The 19,623-nt window shown below is 59.8% G+C and carries 16 protein-coding genes and 2 tRNA genes; 5 read left to right on the top strand and 13 right to left on the bottom strand.

The features are described from left to right. Positions 1–57: 57 nt before the first annotated feature. The 3 genes from CAF65_RS06860 to rimO all read right to left on the bottom strand — a co-directional run bounded on the left by CAF65_RS06860 (position 58) and on the right by rimO (position 2,882). A complete protein-coding gene (locus CAF65_RS06860) occupies positions 58–768 on the bottom strand; it encodes an rRNA pseudouridine synthase (RefSeq protein ID WP_085715622.1) in 711 nt (236 codons plus the stop codon). Between the two features lie 191 nt (positions 769–959). Then, positions 960–1,433, bottom strand: coding sequence for a GNAT family N-acetyltransferase (locus CAF65_RS06855; protein WP_085715621.1), 474 nt, complete (start codon positions 1,431–1,433; stop codon positions 960–962). A gap of 111 nt (positions 1,434–1,544) precedes the next feature. After that, positions 1,545–2,882 (bottom strand): 30S ribosomal protein S12 methylthiotransferase RimO, encoded by a 1,338-nt coding sequence (gene rimO, locus CAF65_RS06850; protein ID WP_085715620.1) that lies wholly within the window; start codon positions 2,880–2,882, stop codon positions 1,545–1,547. 291 nt (positions 2,883–3,173) lie between these two features. On the opposite strand from rimO, the gene CAF65_RS06840 reads away from it, so the two are divergent. After that, entirely contained in the window at positions 3,174–5,075 is a 1,902-nt protein-coding gene (locus tag CAF65_RS06840; protein ID WP_085715619.1) for a potassium transporter Kup, read from the top strand. Between the two features lie 63 nt (positions 5,076–5,138). Here CAF65_RS06840 and CAF65_RS06835 read toward each other — a convergent pair whose 3' ends face one another. The 4 genes from CAF65_RS06835 to CAF65_RS06820 all read right to left on the bottom strand — a co-directional run bounded on the left by CAF65_RS06835 (position 5,139) and on the right by CAF65_RS06820 (position 9,732). Further along, positions 5,139–6,434, bottom strand: a complete 1,296-nt coding sequence (locus CAF65_RS06835) for a virulence factor family protein (protein ID WP_085715618.1) — start codon at positions 6,432–6,434, stop codon at positions 5,139–5,141. Then, entirely contained in the window at positions 6,434–9,076 is a 2,643-nt protein-coding gene (mprF, locus tag CAF65_RS06830; protein WP_085715617.1) for a bifunctional lysylphosphatidylglycerol flippase/synthetase MprF, read from the bottom strand. Before mprF ends, CAF65_RS06835 begins: the two co-directional genes overlap by 1 nt. 272 nt (positions 9,077–9,348) lie before the next feature. Further along, positions 9,349–9,425: transfer RNA gene (locus tag CAF65_RS06825), tRNA-Met, on the bottom strand. Positions 9,426–9,655: 230 nt separating this feature from the next. Beyond that, positions 9,656–9,732 (bottom strand) — tRNA-Met (locus CAF65_RS06820). 298 nt (positions 9,733–10,030) lie between these two features. Here CAF65_RS06820 and dinB point away from each other — a divergent pair. After that, entirely contained in the window at positions 10,031–11,092 is a 1,062-nt protein-coding gene (dinB, locus tag CAF65_RS06815) for a DNA polymerase IV (RefSeq protein WP_085715616.1), read from the top strand. 84 nt (positions 11,093–11,176) lie between these two features. On the opposite strand, the gene CAF65_RS06810 is transcribed toward dinB, so the two are convergent. From CAF65_RS06810 to CAF65_RS06795, 4 genes are all read right to left on the bottom strand, one after another. Then, positions 11,177–12,130, bottom strand: coding sequence for a hypothetical protein (locus tag CAF65_RS06810; RefSeq protein WP_085715615.1), 954 nt, complete (start codon positions 12,128–12,130; stop codon positions 11,177–11,179). A 19-nt stretch (positions 12,131–12,149) separates the two neighbouring features. Next, positions 12,150–13,865 (bottom strand): proline--tRNA ligase, encoded by a 1,716-nt coding sequence (locus CAF65_RS06805; RefSeq protein ID WP_085715614.1) that lies wholly within the window; start codon positions 13,863–13,865, stop codon positions 12,150–12,152. A gap of 143 nt (positions 13,866–14,008) precedes the next feature. Continuing rightward, a complete protein-coding gene (locus CAF65_RS06800) occupies positions 14,009–15,568 on the bottom strand; it encodes an AmpG family muropeptide MFS transporter (protein ID WP_085715613.1) in 1,560 nt (519 codons plus the stop codon). Between the two features lie 44 nt (positions 15,569–15,612). After that, a complete protein-coding gene (locus CAF65_RS06795; protein ID WP_371918999.1) occupies positions 15,613–15,975 on the bottom strand; it encodes an MGMT family protein in 363 nt (120 codons plus the stop codon). 148 nt (positions 15,976–16,123) lie between these two features. Here CAF65_RS06795 and CAF65_RS06790 point away from each other — a divergent pair, with 148 nt between their 5' ends. After that, positions 16,124–17,137 (top strand): DUF481 domain-containing protein, encoded by a 1,014-nt coding sequence (locus CAF65_RS06790; protein WP_371918998.1) that lies wholly within the window; start codon positions 16,124–16,126, stop codon positions 17,135–17,137. A gap of 148 nt (positions 17,138–17,285) precedes the next feature. Here CAF65_RS06790 and CAF65_RS06785 read toward each other — a convergent pair whose 3' ends face one another. Beyond that, entirely contained in the window at positions 17,286–17,495 is a 210-nt protein-coding gene (locus tag CAF65_RS06785; RefSeq protein ID WP_002554837.1) for a cold-shock protein, read from the bottom strand. Positions 17,496–17,848: 353 nt separating this feature from the next. Here CAF65_RS06785 and dcd point away from each other — a divergent pair, with 353 nt between their 5' ends. Continuing rightward, positions 17,849–18,415: a dCTP deaminase gene (dcd, locus tag CAF65_RS06780; RefSeq protein ID WP_007940589.1), complete on the top strand. Its 567-nt coding sequence runs from the start codon at positions 17,849–17,851 to the stop codon at positions 18,413–18,415. Positions 18,416–18,522: 107 nt separating this feature from the next. Next, the gene (locus CAF65_RS06775; RefSeq protein ID WP_085715610.1) at positions 18,523–18,732 is read left to right on the top strand and encodes a hypothetical protein; all 210 of its coding nucleotides are present in this window, start codon (positions 18,523–18,525) and stop codon (positions 18,730–18,732) included. 116 nt (positions 18,733–18,848) lie between these two features. Here the strand turns inward: CAF65_RS06775 and CAF65_RS06770 are convergent, their stop codons facing one another. After that, the gene (locus tag CAF65_RS06770; protein ID WP_085715609.1) at positions 18,849–19,613 is read right to left on the bottom strand and encodes an ABC transporter ATP-binding protein; all 765 of its coding nucleotides are present in this window, start codon (positions 19,611–19,613) and stop codon (positions 18,849–18,851) included. Between the last annotated feature and the right edge of the window lie 10 nt (positions 19,614–19,623).

The following is a 19,623-nucleotide window of genomic DNA, read 5'->3' as shown; positions in this document are numbered from 1 at the left end:
CAGCTATGGGCGCCGCCGAAAACAGCAGCGCCGAAAGGTGTGGCGGCGCGGGAAGCCTTAGAACTTCTCTTTGCCGGACAAGTAGCGCCATTGCCCCACCGGCACTTTGCCGATGGACACGCCGCCGATACGGATGCGGCGGATGGCGACGACTTTCAGGCCGACGGCCTGGCACAGCTGGGCGATGATGCCCGGTTGCGGGTTCTTCATGGCAAAGCGCAGGCGGTTTTCGTTCTGCCAGCTGGCCTTGACCGCCGGCAACTCCTTGCCCTTGTAGGTCAGGCCGTGATTCAGGCGGTTGAGGCCATGAGCCACCATCTCGCCTTCAACCTCGACCACATACTCCTGCTCGATCTTGCTGGAGTCGGCGGTGAGTTTGCGCAGGATTTTCCAGTCCTGGGTGAACACCAGCAGACCGCTGGCGTTGGCCTGCAGATCGGTGTTGGCGGTCAGTCGCAGGAAGTGCCCGCGCAACGGGCGCTTGCCGTAGCGGTGTTCTTCGCTCAGGGTCTCGGCACTGAGGGTGGCCATGGCGGTGTCTGCGTCCATGCCCGCGGGCACATTGAGCAGCAGGGTCACCGGTTCCGGCGCAGTGGCCTTGGCTTGCGGATCAAGCTCGACTTTCTGGGTGCCGACCTTGAATTGCGGCTCGTCGATGACCGCACCGTCGACGGTGACCCAGCCGCCCTCGATGAACAGCTCAGCCTCCCGACGGGAACAGCCGACGAGTTCGATGAGGCGTTTGGAGAGACGAATCGGGTCAGTCATGTCAGGGCCGTAACAAAAAGGGGGTGGGCATTGTACCTGCCTGGCGCCGGTTAATCCCGGAACCATTTTGCCGCAGGGGGCTTTTTGTGGGAGCGAGCCTGCTCGCGAAAGCGGTGGGCCAGCGAGCATTGATGGCGCCTGACACTCCGCCTTCGCGAGCAGGCTCGCTCCCACAGTTGATCTGTAGTGTGTCAGCCGTGTTGTGAAAACTTCTGGTTTTGGCGCAAACGCATATGCAGCAACGGATACGGCTGCCCCATGCCATCGACCTCCGAGCGACCGATGACCTCGAAACCCTGCTTGAAGTAGAAGCCGAGGGCTTGCGGGTTCTGTTCGTTGACGTCCAGTTCGTCGGCGTTCAGGTGTTCCAGGGCATAGCGCAACAGTTTCTTGCCCAGGCCCTGGCCGCGATGTTCAGGGTCGATGAAGAGCATTTCGATCTTGCCAGCCGCGACGCCGGCGAACCCGGTGATGCGTTGGCTTGAATCCTTGGTACAGATCAACATCACCGCATCGAGGTAACGGGTCAGCACCAGGTTTTTCAGCAGCTCGATGTAGCTGTCAGGCAGAAAGTCGTGGGTGGCGCGTACCGAGGCCTCCCAGACCCGGGTCAATTCTTCGTAGTCGCTGAATTTCGGCGTGTGGATGACCGAATGCTGACGCATGCCTGTCTGCCTCTGATGCGTGAGTGATGTGAATCCGTTCAATCTCAAACGATAGCCGTAAAAAAGCCCCGCATCTCGTCAAGAGAGCGGGGCTTTGCGTATTTTTTGCGTTTAGATCTGTTCAGCCCACAGGTCGTATTCGTCGGCGTCGGTCACTTTGCACCAGACCTTGTCGCCCGGCTTGAGGTTGCTGCCGTTGTCGATGAATACGTTGCCGTCGATTTCCGGGGCATCGAAGAAGCAGCGGCCCACCGCGCCTTGCTCGTCGACTTCATCGACCAGCACTTCGATCTCGCGGCCGATGCGCATTTGCAGGCGCGCCGAGCTGATGGCCTGCTGGTGCGCCATGAAGCGCTCCCAGCGGTCCTGCTTGACGTCGTCCGGGACGACTTCCAGGTCCAGGTCATTGGCCGGTGCACCCTCTACCGGCGAGTACTGGAAGCAGCCGACGCGGTCGAGCTGCGCTTCGGTCAGCCAGTTCAGCAGGTACTGGAAGTCTTCTTCGGTTTCGCCAGGGAAGCCGACGATGAAGGTCGAACGGATGATCAGGTCCGGGCAGATTTCGCGCCAGCTCTTGATCCGCGCCAGGGTCTTGTCTTCGAAGGCTGGGCGTTTCATGGCTTTGAGGACTTTCGGGCTGGCGTGCTGGAACGGGATGTCCAGGTACGGCAGGATTTTTCCGGCGGCCATCAGCGGGATCAGCTCGTCGACGTGCGGGTACGGATAAACGTAGTGCAGGCGAACCCAGACGCCGAGGGTGCTCAGGGCTTCACAGAGTTCGGTCATGCGGGTTTTCACCGGCGCGCCATTCCAGAAACCGGTGCGGTATTTCACGTCGACGCCGTAGGCGCTGGTGTCCTGGGAGATCACCAACAGCTCTTTGACCCCGGACTTGACCAGGCGCTGGGCCTCGTCGAGCACATCGCCGACCGGGCGGCTGACCAGTTTGCCGCGCATCGACGGGATGATGCAGAAGCTGCAGCTGTGGTTGCAGCCTTCGGAAATCTTCAGGTAGGCGTAGTGGCGCGGAGTCAGTTTGATGCCTTGTGGCGGCACCAGGTCGATCAGCGGGTTGTGATCCTGCTTCGGCGGTACGACTTCGTGCACGGCGTTGACCACTTGCTCGTACTGCTGTGGACCGGTCACGGCCAGAACGCTCGGGTGTACGTCGCGGATGTTGCCTTCTTCGACGCCCATGCAGCCGGTCACGATGACCTTGCCGTTTTCCTTGATGGCTTCGCCGATCACTTCCAGGGACTCGGCCTTGGCCGAATCGATGAAGCCGCAGGTGTTGACCACCACGACATCGGCGTCCTGGTAGGTGGACACGACGTCATAGCCTTCCATGCGCAGCTGGGTAAGGATGCGCTCGGAGTCGACCAGTGCTTTGGGGCAGCCCAGGGATACGAAGCCAACCTTTGGATTGGCCGACGCAGGAGTGGTGGACATGTCTAACCTCGGTATTTTGTGACGCCTCGTGCCGAGTGCGGCAAGACGACGGACGGGCGCTTATTTGGCGCCTCTGATCAAAAAGTGCGCAATTCTAGCGATGGTAAGCGCACTTGACCAGCTTTATGCAGGGAAATACGACGAGTGCTGCGCTATGCTTCGCGCCGTTACGCTTTACTGTTTTTTACAGTCAACAAAACGTCTGTAACGAGAAGTAAAACAGCGCATGCTGCACGACAAAGCATAGTGCTTCTTTCAAAGAAGCCCGGGTCTGGGTAGTAGGAGTGGTGGATGGGTCAGGCAAGTAGTCAGGCTGCGGGCGCCGAGCATACGGCGGTGAAGCCGATCGGTATGCTGGTCGCGGCAGTCGGGGTGGTTTATGGCGATATCGGCACCAGTCCGTTGTACACCCTTAAAGAAGTGTTTTCCGGAGGCTATGGCGTGCCGGTCAACCATGACGGGGTGCTGGGGATTCTGGCACTCGTTTTCTGGTCGCTGATCTGGGTCGTGTCGATCAAATACATGATGTTTGTACTGCGCGCGGACAACCAGAGCGAAGGCGGGATCATGGCCTTGACCGCACTGGCCCGGCGGGCGGCGGCAGGGCATGCCAGATTGCGCACGTTGCTGGTGGTCTGCGGACTGATTGGCGCGGCGTTGTTCTATGGCGACAGCATGATTACCCCGGCGATCTCCGTGCTGTCGGCGATTGAAGGCCTGGGCCTGGCATTCGAGGGCATCGATCATTGGGTCGTGCCGATATCACTGGTAGTGCTGGTCGCGCTGTTTTTGATTCAGAGCCATGGTACCGCGCGCATCGGCATTCTGTTCGGGCCAATCATGGTCACCTGGTTCCTCGTGCTGGGCGCACTGGGTGTCTACGGCATCAGCCAGCATCCAGAAGTCCTGGGAGCGATAAACCCGGTATGGGGTGTGCGTTTCTTCGTGGTTCATCCGGGCATGGGCGTGGCGATTCTCGGCGCCGTGGTGCTCGCGCTGACCGGTGCCGAAGCGCTGTACGCGGACATGGGGCACTTCGGTCGCAAGCCGATCGCTCGTGCCTGGTTTCTCCTGGTGCTGCCAGCGCTGGTGCTGAATTATTTTGGTCAGGGCGCCTTGCTGCTGGGGGACCCGGAAGCTGCCCGTAACCCGTTCTTCCTGCTGGCACCGAGCTGGGCATTGATCCCGCTGGTCGGTCTGTCGACCCTGGCCACGGTGATTGCCTCGCAAGCGGTGATTTCCGGTGCGTTCTCCCTGACCCGTCAGGCGATCCAGCTCGGTTATATTCCGCGCATGCACATCCGGCACACCTCCAGCGCCGAACAGGGGCAGATCTACATCGCCGCGGTGAACTGGGCGCTGATGGTCGGTGTGGTGCTGTTGGTGTTGGGTTTCGAATCCTCCGGAGCCCTCGCTTCGGCCTATGGTGTGGCGGTGACCGGGACGATGCTGATGACCAGCATTCTGGTGTCCGCGGTGATCCTGCTGCTGTGGAAATGGCCACCGGTGCTTGTGGTTCCGATCCTGTTGGGTTTCCTGTTGGTAGATGGTGTGTACTTCGCCGCCAACGTGCCGAAAATCATTCAGGGCGGTGCATTCCCGGTAATCGCCGGTTTCGCCTTGTTTGTGCTGATGACCACATGGAAACGCGGCAAGCAGTTGCTGGTCGAGCGCATCGATGAGGGTGGATTGCCGCTACCGATCTTCATCAGCAGCATCGCCGTGCAACCACCCCATCGTGTTCAGGGCACCGCCGTGTTCCTGACGGCACGGCCGGATGCCGTGCCCCACGCGTTGTTGCACAACCTGCTGCATAACCAGGTACTGCACGAGCAAGTGGTGCTGCTGACAGTGGTGTACGAAGACATCCCGCGGGTGCCGCCATCACGACGGTTCGAGGTCGATGCCTATGGCGAAGGTTTCTTCCGGGTGATCCTGCATTTCGGCTTCATCGATGAGCCGGACGTGCCGCAGGCGTTGAAGTTGTGTCATCTCGATGAACTGAATTTCAGCCCGATGCGCACCACGTACTTCCTCAGCCGCGAGACGGTCATCGCCTCCAAGCTCGAAGGCATGTCGCGCTGGCGCGAGGCGCTGTTTGCGTTCATGTTGCAGAACGCCAATGGCAACCTGCGTTTCTTCAATCTGCCGCTGAACCGGGTGATTGAGTTGGGTACTCAAGTGGAGATGTAAGCAATCCACAAAAAGCCCCCGTTGCCAGTTTGGTGACGGGGGCTTTTTTTCGGCTGGCTCAGATCACTCTGTAGCAGCCGTTTCCTTAGGCTGACGCTTCTCGATCACATCCACCAGGCGCTTGGCCAGGGCCGGGTAGTTCTCGTCGAAGTGGTGGCCGCCTGGCAGCTTGATGGCTTCGCCCACCGCCGTCTTGTCGGTGCAGCCGCTCTCGTCGGTTTCTTCTTCACCGTAGATGCACACCACTTTGGCGGCTGGCAGCTTGGCCATTTCCGGGCCGGTGGCGGCTTCTTTACCGGCGTTGCCGAGCCAGCCTTCGACTTCGATCTCGAAGCTGCCGGTACGGGCGAAGGCCAGCAGGATGATCGCGTCGACGCGTTGCTGCTCGGACTCGGCCAGGCGGTTGTAGATCGCCGGCAGGACATCGGCGCCGAACGAGTAACCGGTCAGGATGAAGCGCTTGGTGCCCCATTTTTGCCGGTAGTGTTGCATCAGTTCAGCCAGGTCCAGCGCGCTTTGCTCCGGGCTCTTGTGCTGCCAGTAGTAGCGCAGGGTATCGATGCCGACCACCGGGTAGCCGATCTTGGCCATCTCGCCCGCCACATCACGGTCGAGGTCGCGCCAGCCGCCGTCACCGGACAGGAACAGGGTCACGGTGTCCCTGGCCTGACCGGCTGGCACTTCGACCACCGGGATCTGCAGGCCGCCAGCGGCTTTGTCGCCACCGACGAGGATTTTACGCAGTTCGTTGTTCAGCACTTGCGGCAGGTTGATGTCGTAGTCGCTGATGCTGGTTTCGGCGTTCGGTTGATCACGCACAAAACCTGCACTGGTGTCGTCCGGGTTGTCGTTCCACGCGACCAGCCAATGGCCGTGGGCAGCGCTTTTCGGCAGCAGGTGGGTGCAGCCGCCTTTTTCCAGGGCCAGGTCGACCGAGACGGCCTGGGCCTTGTCATTCTTCTGCTCGGACAACCAGCGCCAGGCCAGCACGGCACCCGGGCCGATGCCGCTGACCAGGGTCGCCGGGCCTTTGAGTTCTCTCAGGCCCGATTGCAGGGCCCGGCTTTGCAGCAGGCAGTCCTTGGGCAGGATCACCTGGACAATTTGCGCCGAGCCACTGCGGCTCAGGGTCAGCAATTGCTTGTCGCTGAGTTTCTGGTCTTCGTTGACCGCCACCAGCACCTGGGCGCGAGGCGTAGTGCCGGGGATGACACGGGTCATCGCCGCACCATCGGCCGGGTTCAGCATTTCGAGGGTCGGTTCCGGTGCCGGGCGTTTCAGGTACCAGTAACCTCCACCGAGAATCAGGGCCACTATTACCAGTGTGCCCAATACATACCGCAAGGAGCGTTGAATCATCAGCGTTTCACCAATCCGGTCAAGCCGCCCGCGATCAGGGCAGCAGTGTCGGCCAGCGCAACCAGCGGATCGAGTCCGGCGGGCACGGCCATATAACGGGGTTCCCAATCAGGCTGGAACTTGTCTTTGAAGCGGCGCAAGCCCTGGAAGTTGTACAGCTGCTCACCACGGCGGAATACCATCGAGCCCAGGCGCTGGGTCAAGGGTGCGCCGCGACGGGGTTGCAACCCCGACAACGGCACCATGCCCAGGCTGAAACGCGCGTATCCATGATTTTTATAATGCTGGATCAGGCCGACCATCATGAACTCCATGGTCAGCTTCGGGGCGTCCGGATGCGCGCGCATCAGGTCGAGGCTGGCCAGGTCGTGGCCGTAGGTCTCGAGCAAGTTGGCGAACGCTACCGGGCGTCCTTCGAAACGAATCACCGCGATGCGGAAATACTTGAGGTAGTCATCACTGAAGCGCCCCAGCGAAAAACCTTTCTCCCGGACGTTCTTGCCGGTCAGCCAGGCGTCGGAAATCACCTTGAGCTCGTCCATCGGCGCGTGGCCCGGTTCAAAGATTTCCAGCGACAGACCGTCACGGGTGCCGCGGTTCCAGGTATAACGCAGGTCTTTCATCTCCTTGCCCTTGGCTTCGAGATCAAACCGCTTGAGATCGACCCGGGCTTCTTCGCCGAGCTTGATCGCGGTCAGGCCGATGTCCATGTAATACGGCAGGTTCTCCGCGCGCACCTGATAGAACACGGGGCGGGCGTGGTGGATATCGCACAGGTCGCGGAACTGCCAGATCATTTCCGCCCGTTGCTGGCCCGGGCCGATCGGGTCATACAACGCCACCAGGCTGCGGCCACGGCGAGCGTACATCAGGAACGCTTCGTCATTGGGGTGGAACAGCAGCGCCTTGTCACCGGTCAGGGCCAGGCCACCATCCGGTTGGGCCGATGCCATGAGGATCTTGCTGGCGCGCTCCAGTTCGTCGGCCGTCGGCAGGTGAATGACCGGACGCGCGGTGCGCAGCAGCCAGGTCAGCGACACCACTACCAGCAGCACGGCAGCCCCGAGCAGCGAGCGCAGGCCTCGAGGGGCATCGGCGTCCAGAGTGAACTGCCACCAGAGTTGGTGGCTGTACGGAACGTCCTGGTAGGCGAACAACAGCAACCAGATCGACGCACCAAGCACGCACAGGCTGGCCACCAGGTACAGCGGCGAGAACGGGACTTCGGTCAAGCGGCTGGGGCGATAGAACGAGCGGCGGAATACCCCGAGCAGGCTCGCCGTCAGCACCATCAGGCTGGCTTCCTCCCAGTCGAAGCCTTTGAGCAGTGAGAGCAGGGCACCGACCAGCAACAGAATGGTGGTCAACATCCACGCAGCCGACAGCCGGCGACGCAGCCCTTGGGCCAGCAACAGACAAAGAACGCCGACCAGGCTGGCGCCAAAGTGCGAAGCGTCGACCAGTCGATGGGGGATCAGAAAACCGATGTGTTCCAGGCGGGTATCGATTTCCGGGGTGGCCCCGGAGAACAGCAGGACAACACCGGACAGAAATACCAGCACCGCCAGAATCGGAGCCGCCAGGCCTGAGGCCGCGCGCAATGTCTGGCGTGTCTGGAACAGGCGCTGACCTTCGTTGATCAGCAACAGCAGGCAGGCCACCAGCAAGGGCAGGAGCACGTAGATCAAGCGATAAAGCAGCAGGGCGGCCGCCAGTGGTGCGGCACCCAGGGTGTCGGAAAACGCCGCCAGCAAGATCGCCTCGAACACCCCGACGCCACCCGGCACATGGCTGAGCACGCCGGCGGCCAGAGCCAGCAGGTAAACCAGAAGGAACGCACCGAAGGGCGGCGTTTCCGGCAGCAACAGATAGAGCACGGTCGCGGCGGCGGCTACGTCCAGGGCGGTGATGACCAATTGCAGGAGCGTCAGGCGGCTCCCGGGCAAGCGCAAGGTGCGGCGCCCGACCTTGACCAGCAGGTTGTCCGGGTAAGGTTGTTCCGGTAGCCGACGACGGTAGATGCCGAAGGCCAGCACCGAAAACAGCACGAGCACGGCGGTTGCCACCACGCCCAGCAACGTCTCGGAGAGTCCCAGGGCGGTGGACGCGGCCGGCAGGTCGCTGAGCGTCGCCAGGGCGGCCAGCGGCGGCAGGGCGCAACCCAGCGAGAGGCTGGCGAACAGTGTCATGCGGGCGACTTCAGCCGCTCCCACACCATGACGGGCATAGAGGCGATAGCGAACCGAACCGCCCGACAACATTGAAAGACCGATGGCATTGCCGATGGCAAAGGCCGTGAAACCGCCCAGTGCCAGTGTGCGTGGTGCCAGGCTCACGCCGGCATAGCGGCTGGCAGACCATTCATAGCCGAGCAGAATGATGAAACCCACTACAGTTGCGGCGAGGGCCCCCATCAAGGCAGGTTGCGGAACTTCGAGGATTGAATCGTGCAGCGCGTAAAGGTCGAGTTCGCTCAACAGGTGGCGACAGGCAATCAGCGCGATCGCGAACAACAGCAGGGTGACCGCCAGACCAATGGGTTGACGGTACTTGCTCAACAGATCAAGCAGGCGCAGACGCTCGGCCTTGATCGGTTGTGTCGCTGTGACAGTGTCTTGTGAATCAGACGAGTTGGCGCGCATCAATCACCTCTTGGATTGTGCGCGACAGGATGGGGGTATCCAGCCAAGTTACCAATCCCTGTAGAAAAAAATAATCACAAATATTAACGCCTATCACCGGGGGACGGCGCGACATCAGTCGTGAAGGCTTCAGCCTGCAATAGAGCATAGTCTGAACCCGGCGCATGGGTGACCCCAAACGGCTTGCTACACAGTGACAGATCATTGTTGCGAAAGGACTTTTTCAACAGATACAAAAAAGGCCACTCTTTCGAGTAGCCTTTTTTGATGTTTGGTTGCGGGAGCCGGATTTGAACCGACGACCTTCGGGTTATGAGCCCGACGAGCTACCAGACTGCTCCATCCCGCGTCTGTGTGGCGGCATTCTATAGAGTAATGCCGAGGTGTCAACCGTTAATCCTGAAGCAGGTCAAATAAACGTTGAATCGCGGCAAACGGTCGCAGCCTTGGCCTAAGTTTCGGAATCAGAACGCTTTCTGTTTTCTGCTCGATTCACTAGGGTGGCTGGTTTGGTGCCCGGTGCTGCAAAACAAGCGCGCACAAAAAAGGCCACTCTTTCGAGTAGCCTTTTTTGGTGTTTGGTTGCGGGAGCCGGATTTGAACCGACGACCTTCGGGTTATGAGCCCGACGAGCTACCAGGCTGCTCCATCCCGCGTCTGTGTGGCGGCATTCTATAGAGATCCGTCGTGGTGTCAACCTTCAATTTCGATAAAACCTGTTCCGCTTCAATCGGTTAGCTTGCGCAAGGGCGGGGTTGTCAGGCTGTGAGGCAGGCGGGGCAAGGCCTGCGGCTCTATCGCGAGTGTTTTTCTGATTGAAAAAATAAATTTACCAACGACATTTCCCACGAGTCGAAAAGAACATTCAGACTACTGGTGCTATATACAGGTGTCGGTGAGATACTACAAATCCGGCATACCAAGACGCCTCCTTGCCATGAACACTGCTTTGCCATGACTCAGCGAAAGATCATCCACGTCGATTGCGACTGTTTCTACGCCGCCATTGAGATGCGTGACGACCCGCGTCTGGCCGGCAAGCCATTGGCGGTGGGTGGGTCGGCGGATCGGCGCGGGGTTATCGCCACCTGCAATTATGAGGCGCGAGCGTACGGGGTGCGTTCGGCAATGTCTTCCGGGCATGCCTTGAAACTGTGCCCGGACCTGATCATCGTCAAACCACGCATGGATGCCTATAGAGAAGCGTCCAGGGAAATTCACACGATCTTTCGCGATTACACCGAGATCATCGAGCCGCTCTCGCTCGATGAGGCGTACCTCGATGTGTCGGACAGCGCGCATTTCGCGGGCAGTGCGACACGAATCGCCCAGGACATCCGGCGCCGGGTCTCCAACCAATTGCATATCACCGTGTCGGCGGGTGTGGCGCCGAACAAGTTTCTGGCCAAGATCGCCAGTGACTGGAAAAAGCCCAACGGCCTGTTCGTCATTACTCCGGACCAGGTCGAGGACTTTGTCAGTGGCTTGCCGGTGAGCAAATTGCACGGGGTCGGCAAAGTCACCGCCGACAAGCTCGGCAAGCTGGGTATCTCCGATTGCCGGCAATTGCGCGAGTGGGACAAGTTGGCGCTGGTGCGGGAGTTCGGCAGCTTTGGCGAGCGCCTCTGGAGCCTGTCCCGTGGGATCGATGACCGCGTGGTGCATAACGACAGTCGCCGTCAGTCGATCAGTGTTGAAAACACCTACGACGTTGACCTGCCGGACCTGAAGAGTTGCCTGGACAAGTTGCCCGAGCTGCTGGAGACCCTGGCCGGCCGCATGGCACGAATAGACAGCAGTTATCGTCCGGGCAAGCCATTCGTCAAAGTGAAGTTCCACGACTTCACCCAGACGACACTGGAGCAGGCCGGGGCGGGGCGGGATCTGGGAAGTTATCAGTTGATGTTGACCCAAGCCTTCAATCGCGGCGGTAAACCGGTGCGGTTGTTAGGCGTCGGCGTACGACTGGAGGACTTGCGGGGCGGGTTCGAGCAGATGGAGTTGTTTGAGCGGTAGTCGGGTGGTGAACATGAGGGTGCCTTCGTCGGATCGCCGCCCGGAGCCGGCTCCGGGTAGCGTTCCGACGATGCTTTTGGCTTTTTAGTTCAGCCCCGGATTCGCCACCAATCGTTCGCCATTGCGGGCCAGCGACTTGAGGAATTCGCTCTGCAATTCGGGATCATTGCGCGTCAGTTCGATCAGGCTCTGCTCCAGCTCGCTGGCTTCTTCTTCAAGACCCAGTTCCGACAGACGCTTGACCCGGTGTACCCACTGGCTCACCTCATCGCCTTCGAGGTCGTCGTAAATCAGGCTGTGGGCCTCATAGAGTTTGCTGCGCAAGTTGCTGCTGATGGCCAGGGTGGAATCGCTGTGCACGTTGCCCTGGGCATCCTCGACACGGATCAGCAACCGGCTCAGATGGTTGATGTCATTTTCGGCGAACGGGCTGTCCAACAGGTTCAGGCGTAGCACACCGTTTTTGTCGGTGGTCAGCTCGAAGGTTTCCTTGCCGGCCTTGACCTCGACCGGACGCTCGCTCCAGGGCAGGCTTGAGTACTCCGTGCGTTTGTCGCGCTGGACTTCACCAATGCCGGCGAGGTTTTGCTGCGCGCGGCCGTGGGACTGCACGTTCATGAACGGGTTGAGCCCGGCAAAACCGTAGCTCAGCCAATCCTTGGTCACGCTGTCCGGCAGATTGCCGAGGGTGAACACATTGACCACGTTGGCACCGATACCCGCCACCACGGCTACCGCGCCCAGCGGGATTTCATAAATCTCCCGCCAGGGTTGGTACGGCGTATAGCGGTCGTAGTGACGCGTGACTTCGTACTCGGTGACTTCGAAAGTCTTCTGTTCGTGAATTTTCACCCGCCGTTGCGGCAGCTCAAGCACCTTGGGCTCACCGACATCGATCTGCAGGCTGTGATCGAGCAATTTGCGCTCGACACGTTCCTCTTGCTCGCTGCGTTGTGACATGTGGTTGGCACAGCCGCTGACCAGCAGGGTGCCGCACAAGGCGGCACCACCGAGGCCTAAGGTGTTTCGCTTGAACATGACGCCTCTATATCTGGTATCAGCGGCGGATGCGGGCCTGAAGGAAGGACAGCACGTCGGCGACCGGCAGCGCTTGTGCGTCGGCCTCGGTACGGCTCTTGTATTCCAGGTTGCCTTCGGCCAGGCCGCGGTCGCTGACCACGATCCGGTGTGGGATGCCGATCAGCTCCATGTCCGCGAACTTGATGCCCGGGCTGGTTTTCTTGTCACGGTCGTCCAGCAACACTTCGAAGCCGGCAGCGGTCAGTTCCGCGTACAGCTTGTCGGTGGCTTCGCGAACCTGCTCGGTTTCGTAGCGCAACGGCACCAGGGCAATCTGGAACGGTGCGAGAGTGTCGCTCCAGATGATCCCGTTTTCGTCGTTGTTCTGCTCGATGGCTGCAGCCACCACGCGGGACACGCCGATGCCGTAGCAGCCCATTTCCAGGGTGACCGGCTTGCCGTTCTCGCCCAGCACTTCGCACTTCATCGCTTTGCTGTACTTGTTGCCCAGCTGGAAGATGTGCCCGACTTCGATGCCGCGCTTGATTTCCAGGATGCCTTTGCCGTCCGGGCTCGGGTCGCCGGCCACGACGTTACGCAGGTCGGCAACGGTTGGAACAGGCAGGTCGCGCTCCCAGTTCACGCCGAAGTAGTGTTTGTCGTCGATGTTGGCACCGATGCCGAAGTCGCTCATCAGTTCGACAGAGCGGTCGATGATGATCGGCAGCGGCAGGTTCAGCGGGCCGAGAGAACCGGCGCCCGCGCCAATGGCGTCGCGCAGTTCGCTTTCCGAGGCCATGACCAGAGGGCTGGCAACGCCTGGCTGGTTGGCCGCCTTGATTTCGTTCAGCTCATGGTCGCCACGGATGATCAGGGCAATCAGCTTGCCTTTTTCTTCAGCGTGCACCACGAGGGTCTTGATGGTTTTCTCGATCGGCAGGTTGAAGCCTTCGACCAGTTGCGCAATGGTCTTGGCGTTCGGCGTGTCGACCAGGCGCAGTTCTTCAGTCGGAGCGGCGCGCGAGGTTTCCCGTGGCACGGCTTCGGCTTTCTCGATGTTCGCGGCGTAGTCGGAGCCGTTGCTGAAAACGATGTCGTCTTCACCGGACTCGGCCAGCACGTGGAACTCGTGGGAACCGGCACCGCCGATGGAGCCGTTGTCGGCTTCAACAGGGCGGAACTTCAGGCCCAGACGGGTGAACACGTTGCAGTAGGCCTGGTGCATGCGGTCGTAGGTGACCTGCAGCGAAGCCTGGTCGGCGTGGAACGAGTAGGCGTCCTTCATGATGAATTCGCGGCCGCGCATCAAGCCGAAGCGCGGGCGGATTTCGTCACGGAATTTGGTCTGGATCTGGTACAGGTTGATCGGCAGCTGCTTGTAGCTGCTCAGCTCATTGCGCATCAGATCGGTGATGACTTCTTCGTGGGTCGGGCCGGCACAGAAATCGCGACCGTGGCGATCCTTGAAACGCAGCAATTCCGGGCCGTACTCTTCCCAGCGCCCGGATTCCTGCCACAGCTCAGCCGGTTGCGTGCTCGGCATCAACACTTCGAGAGAGCCGGCGGCGTTCATTTCTTCACGAACGACGGCTTCGACCTTGCGCATTACCCGCAAGCCCATCGGCAGCCAGGTGTACAGGCCCGAGGCGAGTTTGCGGATCATGCCGGCGCGCAGCATCAGCTGGTGGCTGATCACGACCGCGTCGGAAGGCGTTTCTTTTTGTGTGGCGAGCAAAAATTGACTGGTGCGCATGGTTGGCCGTTATCGATTGCTGATGACGAGAAATGACGGAGCATTGTACGGGCGAGTTCCGCTGGCGTACAGGCGTGCGGTCGGTGGCATGGCAGGAGGGCGCGATTCACTCGGCCCTCCGCGACTTTTCCTGGGTAAAGAACCTACGATTCTTCGGCGACTGGGGTCTGCACCGGTTCCGGTGTAGGTGTCGGGCCTGCTCGGCGGTTTTCCTGGAACCAGTGCAAGGCGATCAGCAGCAGGGTCGGGACGCCCAGCAGGGCGGTAATCAGGAAGAAGTCATGATAACCGAACTTTTCCACCATGACCCCGGAGTAGCCGCCGATCAGGCGTGGCAGTAGCAGCATGATCGAGCTGAGCAGGGCGTACTGGGTGGCGGAGAACTTGAGGTTGGTCAGGCTCGACAGGTAGGCGACGAAGGCTGAGGTGGCCAGGCCTGAACTGAAGTTGTCCAGGGAAATGGTCAGGATCAGCATCTGCAGATTCGGGCCCATGTCGGCGAGCATCAGGAACAGGATGTTGGTCGCCGCGGAGGCGACGCCGCCAATGAACAGGATCGGCAGGATGCCGAAACGCACGATCAGCAGGCCGCCCATGCCGGCGCCGACCAGGGTCATGATCAGGCCGAAGATCTTGCTGACGCTGGCGATCTGGTCCTTGGTGAAGCCCTGGTCGATATAGAACACGTTGGCCATCACCCCCATGACCGTATCGGACATCCGATAGGTGGCGATCAAGCCGAGCAGCAGCAGCGCTTGCCAGCGGTATCGCAGGATGAAGTCGTTGACCGGCGTCAGTACCGGCGCCAGGCCGCGTCGGCCCATGGCCGAAAGGCACAGGGCAGTGAGCGTGATATAGAGGATGGCGCGCAGGAATGCGCGGTCTTCGAGCAGCAGGTCGAGCAGGCTCACGCCTTCGAACAGCACACTGGCAAAGTCGGTGTTGTAGAGCTGGGTGAACATGGCCGGCACGGACACCAGCAATATGATCAGCACGAATACCGAGGCCAGTTGATGCACGAAACTGTAGCGCCCGGCCTGCAGTTGCGTGCGTAACGGCACGGGTGGTTCGCGCATGAACAGTGAAGTCAGCAGTGCCGGGACCATCAGCAGCCCGAACAGGATGTAAGTGCCAGCCCAGGCCGAATGCTTGTAGTTGAAGCCGGTGGAGCCAAAGCCTTCGGCGAAGTACAGAGCGCCTGCAGTCGCCAGCAGCGCAGCGACCCGGTAACCGGACATGTAGCTGGCGGCCAGGGCGGCCTGACGATTGTCTTCGGCGATTTCCAGGCGATAGGCGTCTACCGCAATATCTTGCGTCGCCGAGGCGAAGGCGACGACCACCGCAATAGCGATGAGCCAGGAGAGATGCTTTTGCGGGTCGCAGAAACCCATCCCGATCAGGCCAAGGATGACCAATGCCTGGGATAATACGAGCCAGGATCGTCGTCGACCGAGTTTGCCGAGCAATGGCAGTCGCCATTGGTCGAGCAGCGGTGACCAGACCCATTTGAAGGCATATGCCAGGCCGATCAGGCTTGCATAGCCAATGGTTTCGCGAGCCACGCCGGCTTCACGCAGCCAGACCGAAAGCGTCGAAAACACCAGCATGTAAGGCAGGCCGGCGGCGAAACCAAGCAGCAACAGCACGAGTGTCGAGGGGCTGGCATAAGCGGCGAGCGCGGCGCGCCAGGTTTTACGGGGCATGGGCTGGAGTCTGCCTCAAGAAATACGGAAACAAAGCGCGCACTCTAACCGCTGTGCTCTACTGGACGCCAGCCATGGCGCTGAATATCAACACGATTATTCAGGACACTGATGCCCTCCATGCGTAATCGTGCGCGCTGTTCATCCCCCGAAGGGCTGCCGACCGGCAGGCTGATACGTCCGTTTGCGCCCAGAACGCGATGCCAGGGCAACTTGCTGTCGCTCGGTAATTGGCTGAGGGTGCGGCCGACCCAGCGGGCGGCGCGACCCAGTCCTGCAAGCTCGGCCAATTGACCGTAGCTGACGACTTTGCCCTCGGGAACTTGCGCCAGTGTCAGGTACAGCGCCGTGCGTCGGATTTGCGTCGCACTCTCGGGTTCATCGGTTGGATCGGTCACGTCCGTCATTCCTGAAGAAATCTGCTTTACCGCCTGTAGAGTAATTCCTGTACAGAAAGTTGAGAAATGAACTCGACAGAAATAGTCGGGTCAGTCCTTGTCAGGGCCTTGTTCCTACGGATAATGCCGACTTTTCTCGCAAGCCTGAGTCTGTATTTTGCTTAAGTTGTCCAGATCCTTGCTGTGCCTCGCTGTCTTCAGTGCTTCCACTCCCTTGTTGGCCGATACCGTGTGGCTGAAGAACGGTGACAGGCTGAGCGGAAAGATCACGCTGTTCGATGGCGGCAAGCTGCTAATCCAGACCGAGTACGCCGGTGCGGTGACGATCGACTGGAAACAGGTCAAGACCCTGGACAGTGATCAGGAGTTGCTGGTCAAGCAGGATGCCTACAGTGGCGAGAAAGCCAAGTCGCTGAAAGCGGCGGACGCCGGCAAGGTCACGCTGGCCAATGGCGAAGTACCGAGGACGGTCGAACTGGCGAGCATTCAGCAGATTCTCAAGCCAAAACCGGTGGTCGAGGATCTGGTGTGGAAAGGCAACATCGATATCGCGCTGGATTATCAGCGGGCGGAAAACGATACCGATGACTATGGCATCGATTTCAAGACTAGTGCGCGTCACGGTCGCTGGCGGCATACCGCCACAGGCGAATACAACCGCGAGTTCCAGGACAGCGTGGTGACTACCGACAACTGGCGGGCCGAGTACTCCATCGACCGATTCCTGACCGAGCAATGGTTCTGGCAGGGGCGCCTGGTGTACAAGCGTGACAAGGTCGAAGACCTTTCCCGTCAGCGCACAGTCGGTACCGGTCCCGGCTATCAGTTCTGGGATGACGAACTTGGGGCGTTCTCCCTGGGCTCGCTGGTCAACCACACGGACTATGAGTTCTCTGATGGTAGCAAGGACAACTTCTACGCCCTGGCCATGAAGTGGGACTACAACCGCTACCTGGTTGGCAAGCGTGTCGAGTTTTTCACCAATGGCGAGGTCGGCAAGCCGCTGTCGAGTGTGGCCGACTACGCACTCGATGCCGAGATGGGGTTGCGCTACAAGGTGACTGACTGGGCTTCGCTGAACCTGAAGGCGGAGCGGGACATCATCAGCGGCACCGACGATGCGGATCTGGACAAGACACGCTACACCGCAGGGTTTGGCGTGACCTGGTAAGAAAATCGAAAGATCGTCGCCTTCGACAGCTCCTGCAAGGTCAGCGCAGGGGCTATCGAAGGCGGCGTTCTTTTTGTGTGGAAAAAATGCCCGCCCACAAAAAAGCCCCGCTGTTGAGGGCGGGGCTTTTTACTAAAGCAAGTACAAGTTAGATAACTTGAACTTCTTCAGCTTGCATGCCTTTCTGACCGCGGGTAGCGATGAAAGAAACCTGTTGGCCTTCTTTCAGGCTTTTGAAGCCGTCGGACTGGATAGCTTTGAAGTGAACGAACAGGTCGTCACCGGATTGTGGGGTGATGAAGCCGAAGCCTTTTTCATCGTTGAACCACTTAACGGTACCGGTTTGGCGATTAGACATGGTGTAACTCCTTGAACAAAGATAACTGCGACTCAGGAAGAACCCTGGCCGAGACTGAGTGCAAAGAGCAGGAAAAATTCTTGTAGATGGTTGGATCGAAATTCAACATATCGTGTAGAGATTCTCAGTGACACAAGCAGCACAGTGGCGTCACCTTAACCCTTTTTCAGGGACGTGCCAATGCTTCATGCGCAGGTTTCTCTGTTTTAAGGATCGGCGGTGTGACGGTTCGTCGCCAGTGCAGGTAATTCCTGCCTGTTCGGCGAGAATTGCACCGCGGACTTTGAACCCGGCGGCGCGCCCGGTAAGATGCCGGACAGAATTTTTCGACCTCGCTATTCAGGACACCCGCCATGAGCATCAAATCGGACAAGTGGATTCGCCGCATGGCGCAAGAGCACGGCATGATCGAGCCTTTCGTCGAGCGCCAGATGCGCGGCAGCGACGATAGCCGTGTGATCTCCTATGGCGTGTCGAGCTACGGCTACGATGTGCGTTGCACTAATCATTTCAAGGTGTTCACCAACATCAACTCGGCGATCGTCGACCCGAAAAACTTCGATGCCGGCAGCTTCGTCGACATCCACAGCGACGTGTGCATCATTCCTCCGAACTCCTTCGCCCTGGCCAGCACCGTCGAATATTTCCGCATTCCGCGTAATGTATTGACCATTTGCCTGGGCAAAAGCACCTACGCTCGCTGCGGCATCATCGTCAACGTCACGCCGCTCGAGCCTGAGTGGGAAGGTCACGTGACCCTGGAGTTCTCCAACACCACCAATCTGCCGGCGAAAATCTACGCGAACGAAGGCGTGGCGCAGATGCTGTTCCTCGAGTCTGACGAAGAGTGTGAAGTGTCCTACAAGGACCGTGGCGGCAAGTATCAGGGCCAGCGTGGCGTGACCCTGCCTCGCACCTGAGTCAACCGTCAGGCAAATATCGGGAATTCCTGAGCGGGCGTAGACTCTATGGAGTGTCCTGCTGCGATCCGCGCAAGGCGGGTCGGGCCATCGCTCAGGAGTGCCGAATGAAGATCGATCCACGAATCAGTGCCGAGCTGGCAAGGCTTGAACCCAATCAGGTTGGCGTTCTGGCCTGGTCCTTGATGGCACATCCACCCGTCAGCATGGCGGGCGGCATCCCTGGTCAGCCTGACCCTGATACCCCGAACGAGGAGCCGATGGAGCCTGGCGAACCCACTTTGCCGGATGAGCCACCGCCTGCGCCTGTTGTCTGATTGAATTGAATGTGGGAGCGAGCCTGCTCGCGAAGGCGGTGTTTCATCCAACAGAGATGTTGACTGACATGGCCAATTCGCGAGCGGGCTCGCTCCCACAGGTTTTGCAGTAGGCGTTACTTCAGGTTGCCACTCAGGAACTGCTTCAACCGCTCGCTTTTCGGATTGCCCAGCACGTTTTCCGGCGCGCCTTCTTCCTCAACCAGGCCCTGGTGCAGAAACAACACCTGACTCGATACTTTGCGGGCGAAGCTCATTTCGTGAGTCACCATGATCATGGTCCGGCCTTCTTCGGCCAGGCCCTGGATCACTTTCAGTACTTCACCCACCAGTTCCGGGTCCAGCGCCGAAGTCGGTTCGTCGAACAACATGACTTCCGGCTCCATGGCCAGTGCCCGGGCAATCGCGACCCGTTGTTGCTGACCGCCGGACAGGAATGCCGGGTACTGGTCTGCCACGCGGGAGGCCAGCCCCACCTTGTCGAGGTAACGCCGGGCGCGGTCCTCGGCTTCTTTCCTGTCGCACCCCAATACCCGACGCGGAGCCATGGTGATGTTTTCCAGCACCGTCATGTGGCTCCACAGGTTGAAGTGCTGGAACACCATGGCCAGGCGGGTGCGAATCCGCTGCAGTTCATTGGCATCGGCCACGTGCATGCCGTGACGATCCTTGATCATGCGGATGTTCTGCCCGTCAAGGCTCATGGCGCCGTCGTTGGGTTGTTCCAGGAAGTTGATGCAACGCAGGAAGGTACTTTTACCCGAGCCGCTGGCGCCGATCAGGCTGATGACGTCACCGGTTTTAGCCTTGAGCGAAACACCTTTGAGGACTTCATGATCGCCATAGCTTTTATGCAGGCCTTCGATGGTCAATTTGTACATGGGGCATGCA

This window comes from Pseudomonas sp. B28(2017) (genome assembly GCF_002113025.1).
Taxonomy (GTDB): domain Bacteria; phylum Pseudomonadota; class Gammaproteobacteria; order Pseudomonadales; family Pseudomonadaceae; genus Aquipseudomonas.
Note: the sequence above shows the minus strand (reverse complement) of the source record. Positions and strands in the feature narration are given on the sequence as shown.

Bases quoted from the DNA above. Each gene is read 5' to 3' on its own strand.
- dinB (WP_085715616.1), top strand. From the start codon at position 10,031: ATGACTCAGCGAAAGATCATCCACGTCGATTGCGACTGTTTCTACGCC.
- CAF65_RS06800 (WP_085715613.1), bottom strand. From the start codon at position 15,568: ATGCCCCGTAAAACCTGGCGCGCCGCGCTCGCCGCTTATGCCAGCCCC.
- CAF65_RS06840 (WP_085715619.1), top strand. From the start codon at position 3,174: ATGGGTCAGGCAAGTAGTCAGGCTGCGGGCGCCGAGCATACGGCGGTG.
- CAF65_RS06795 (WP_371918999.1), bottom strand. From the start codon at position 15,975: ATGACGGACGTGACCGATCCAACCGATGAACCCGAGAGTGCGACGCAA.
- CAF65_RS06835 (WP_085715618.1), bottom strand. From the start codon at position 6,434: ATGATTCAACGCTCCTTGCGGTATGTATTGGGCACACTGGTAATAGTG.
- rimO (WP_085715620.1), bottom strand. From the start codon at position 2,882: ATGTCCACCACTCCTGCGTCGGCCAATCCAAAGGTTGGCTTCGTATCC.
- CAF65_RS06775 (WP_085715610.1), top strand. From the start codon at position 18,523: ATGAAGATCGATCCACGAATCAGTGCCGAGCTGGCAAGGCTTGAACCC.
- CAF65_RS06860 (WP_085715622.1), bottom strand. From the start codon at position 768: ATGACTGACCCGATTCGTCTCTCCAAACGCCTCATCGAACTCGTCGGC.
- dcd (WP_007940589.1), top strand. From the start codon at position 17,849: ATGAGCATCAAATCGGACAAGTGGATTCGCCGCATGGCGCAAGAGCAC.
- CAF65_RS06805 (WP_085715614.1), bottom strand. From the start codon at position 13,865: ATGCGCACCAGTCAATTTTTGCTCGCCACACAAAAAGAAACGCCTTCC.
- CAF65_RS06810 (WP_085715615.1), bottom strand. From the start codon at position 12,130: ATGTTCAAGCGAAACACCTTAGGCCTCGGTGGTGCCGCCTTGTGCGGC.
- CAF65_RS06855 (WP_085715621.1), bottom strand. From the start codon at position 1,433: ATGCGTCAGCATTCGGTCATCCACACGCCGAAATTCAGCGACTACGAA.
- CAF65_RS06785 (WP_002554837.1), bottom strand. From the start codon at position 17,495: ATGTCTAATCGCCAAACCGGTACCGTTAAGTGGTTCAACGATGAAAAA.
- mprF (WP_085715617.1), bottom strand. From the start codon at position 9,076: ATGCGCGCCAACTCGTCTGATTCACAAGACACTGTCACAGCGACACAA.
- CAF65_RS06770 (WP_085715609.1), bottom strand. From the start codon at position 19,613: ATGTACAAATTGACCATCGAAGGCCTGCATAAAAGCTATGGCGATCAT.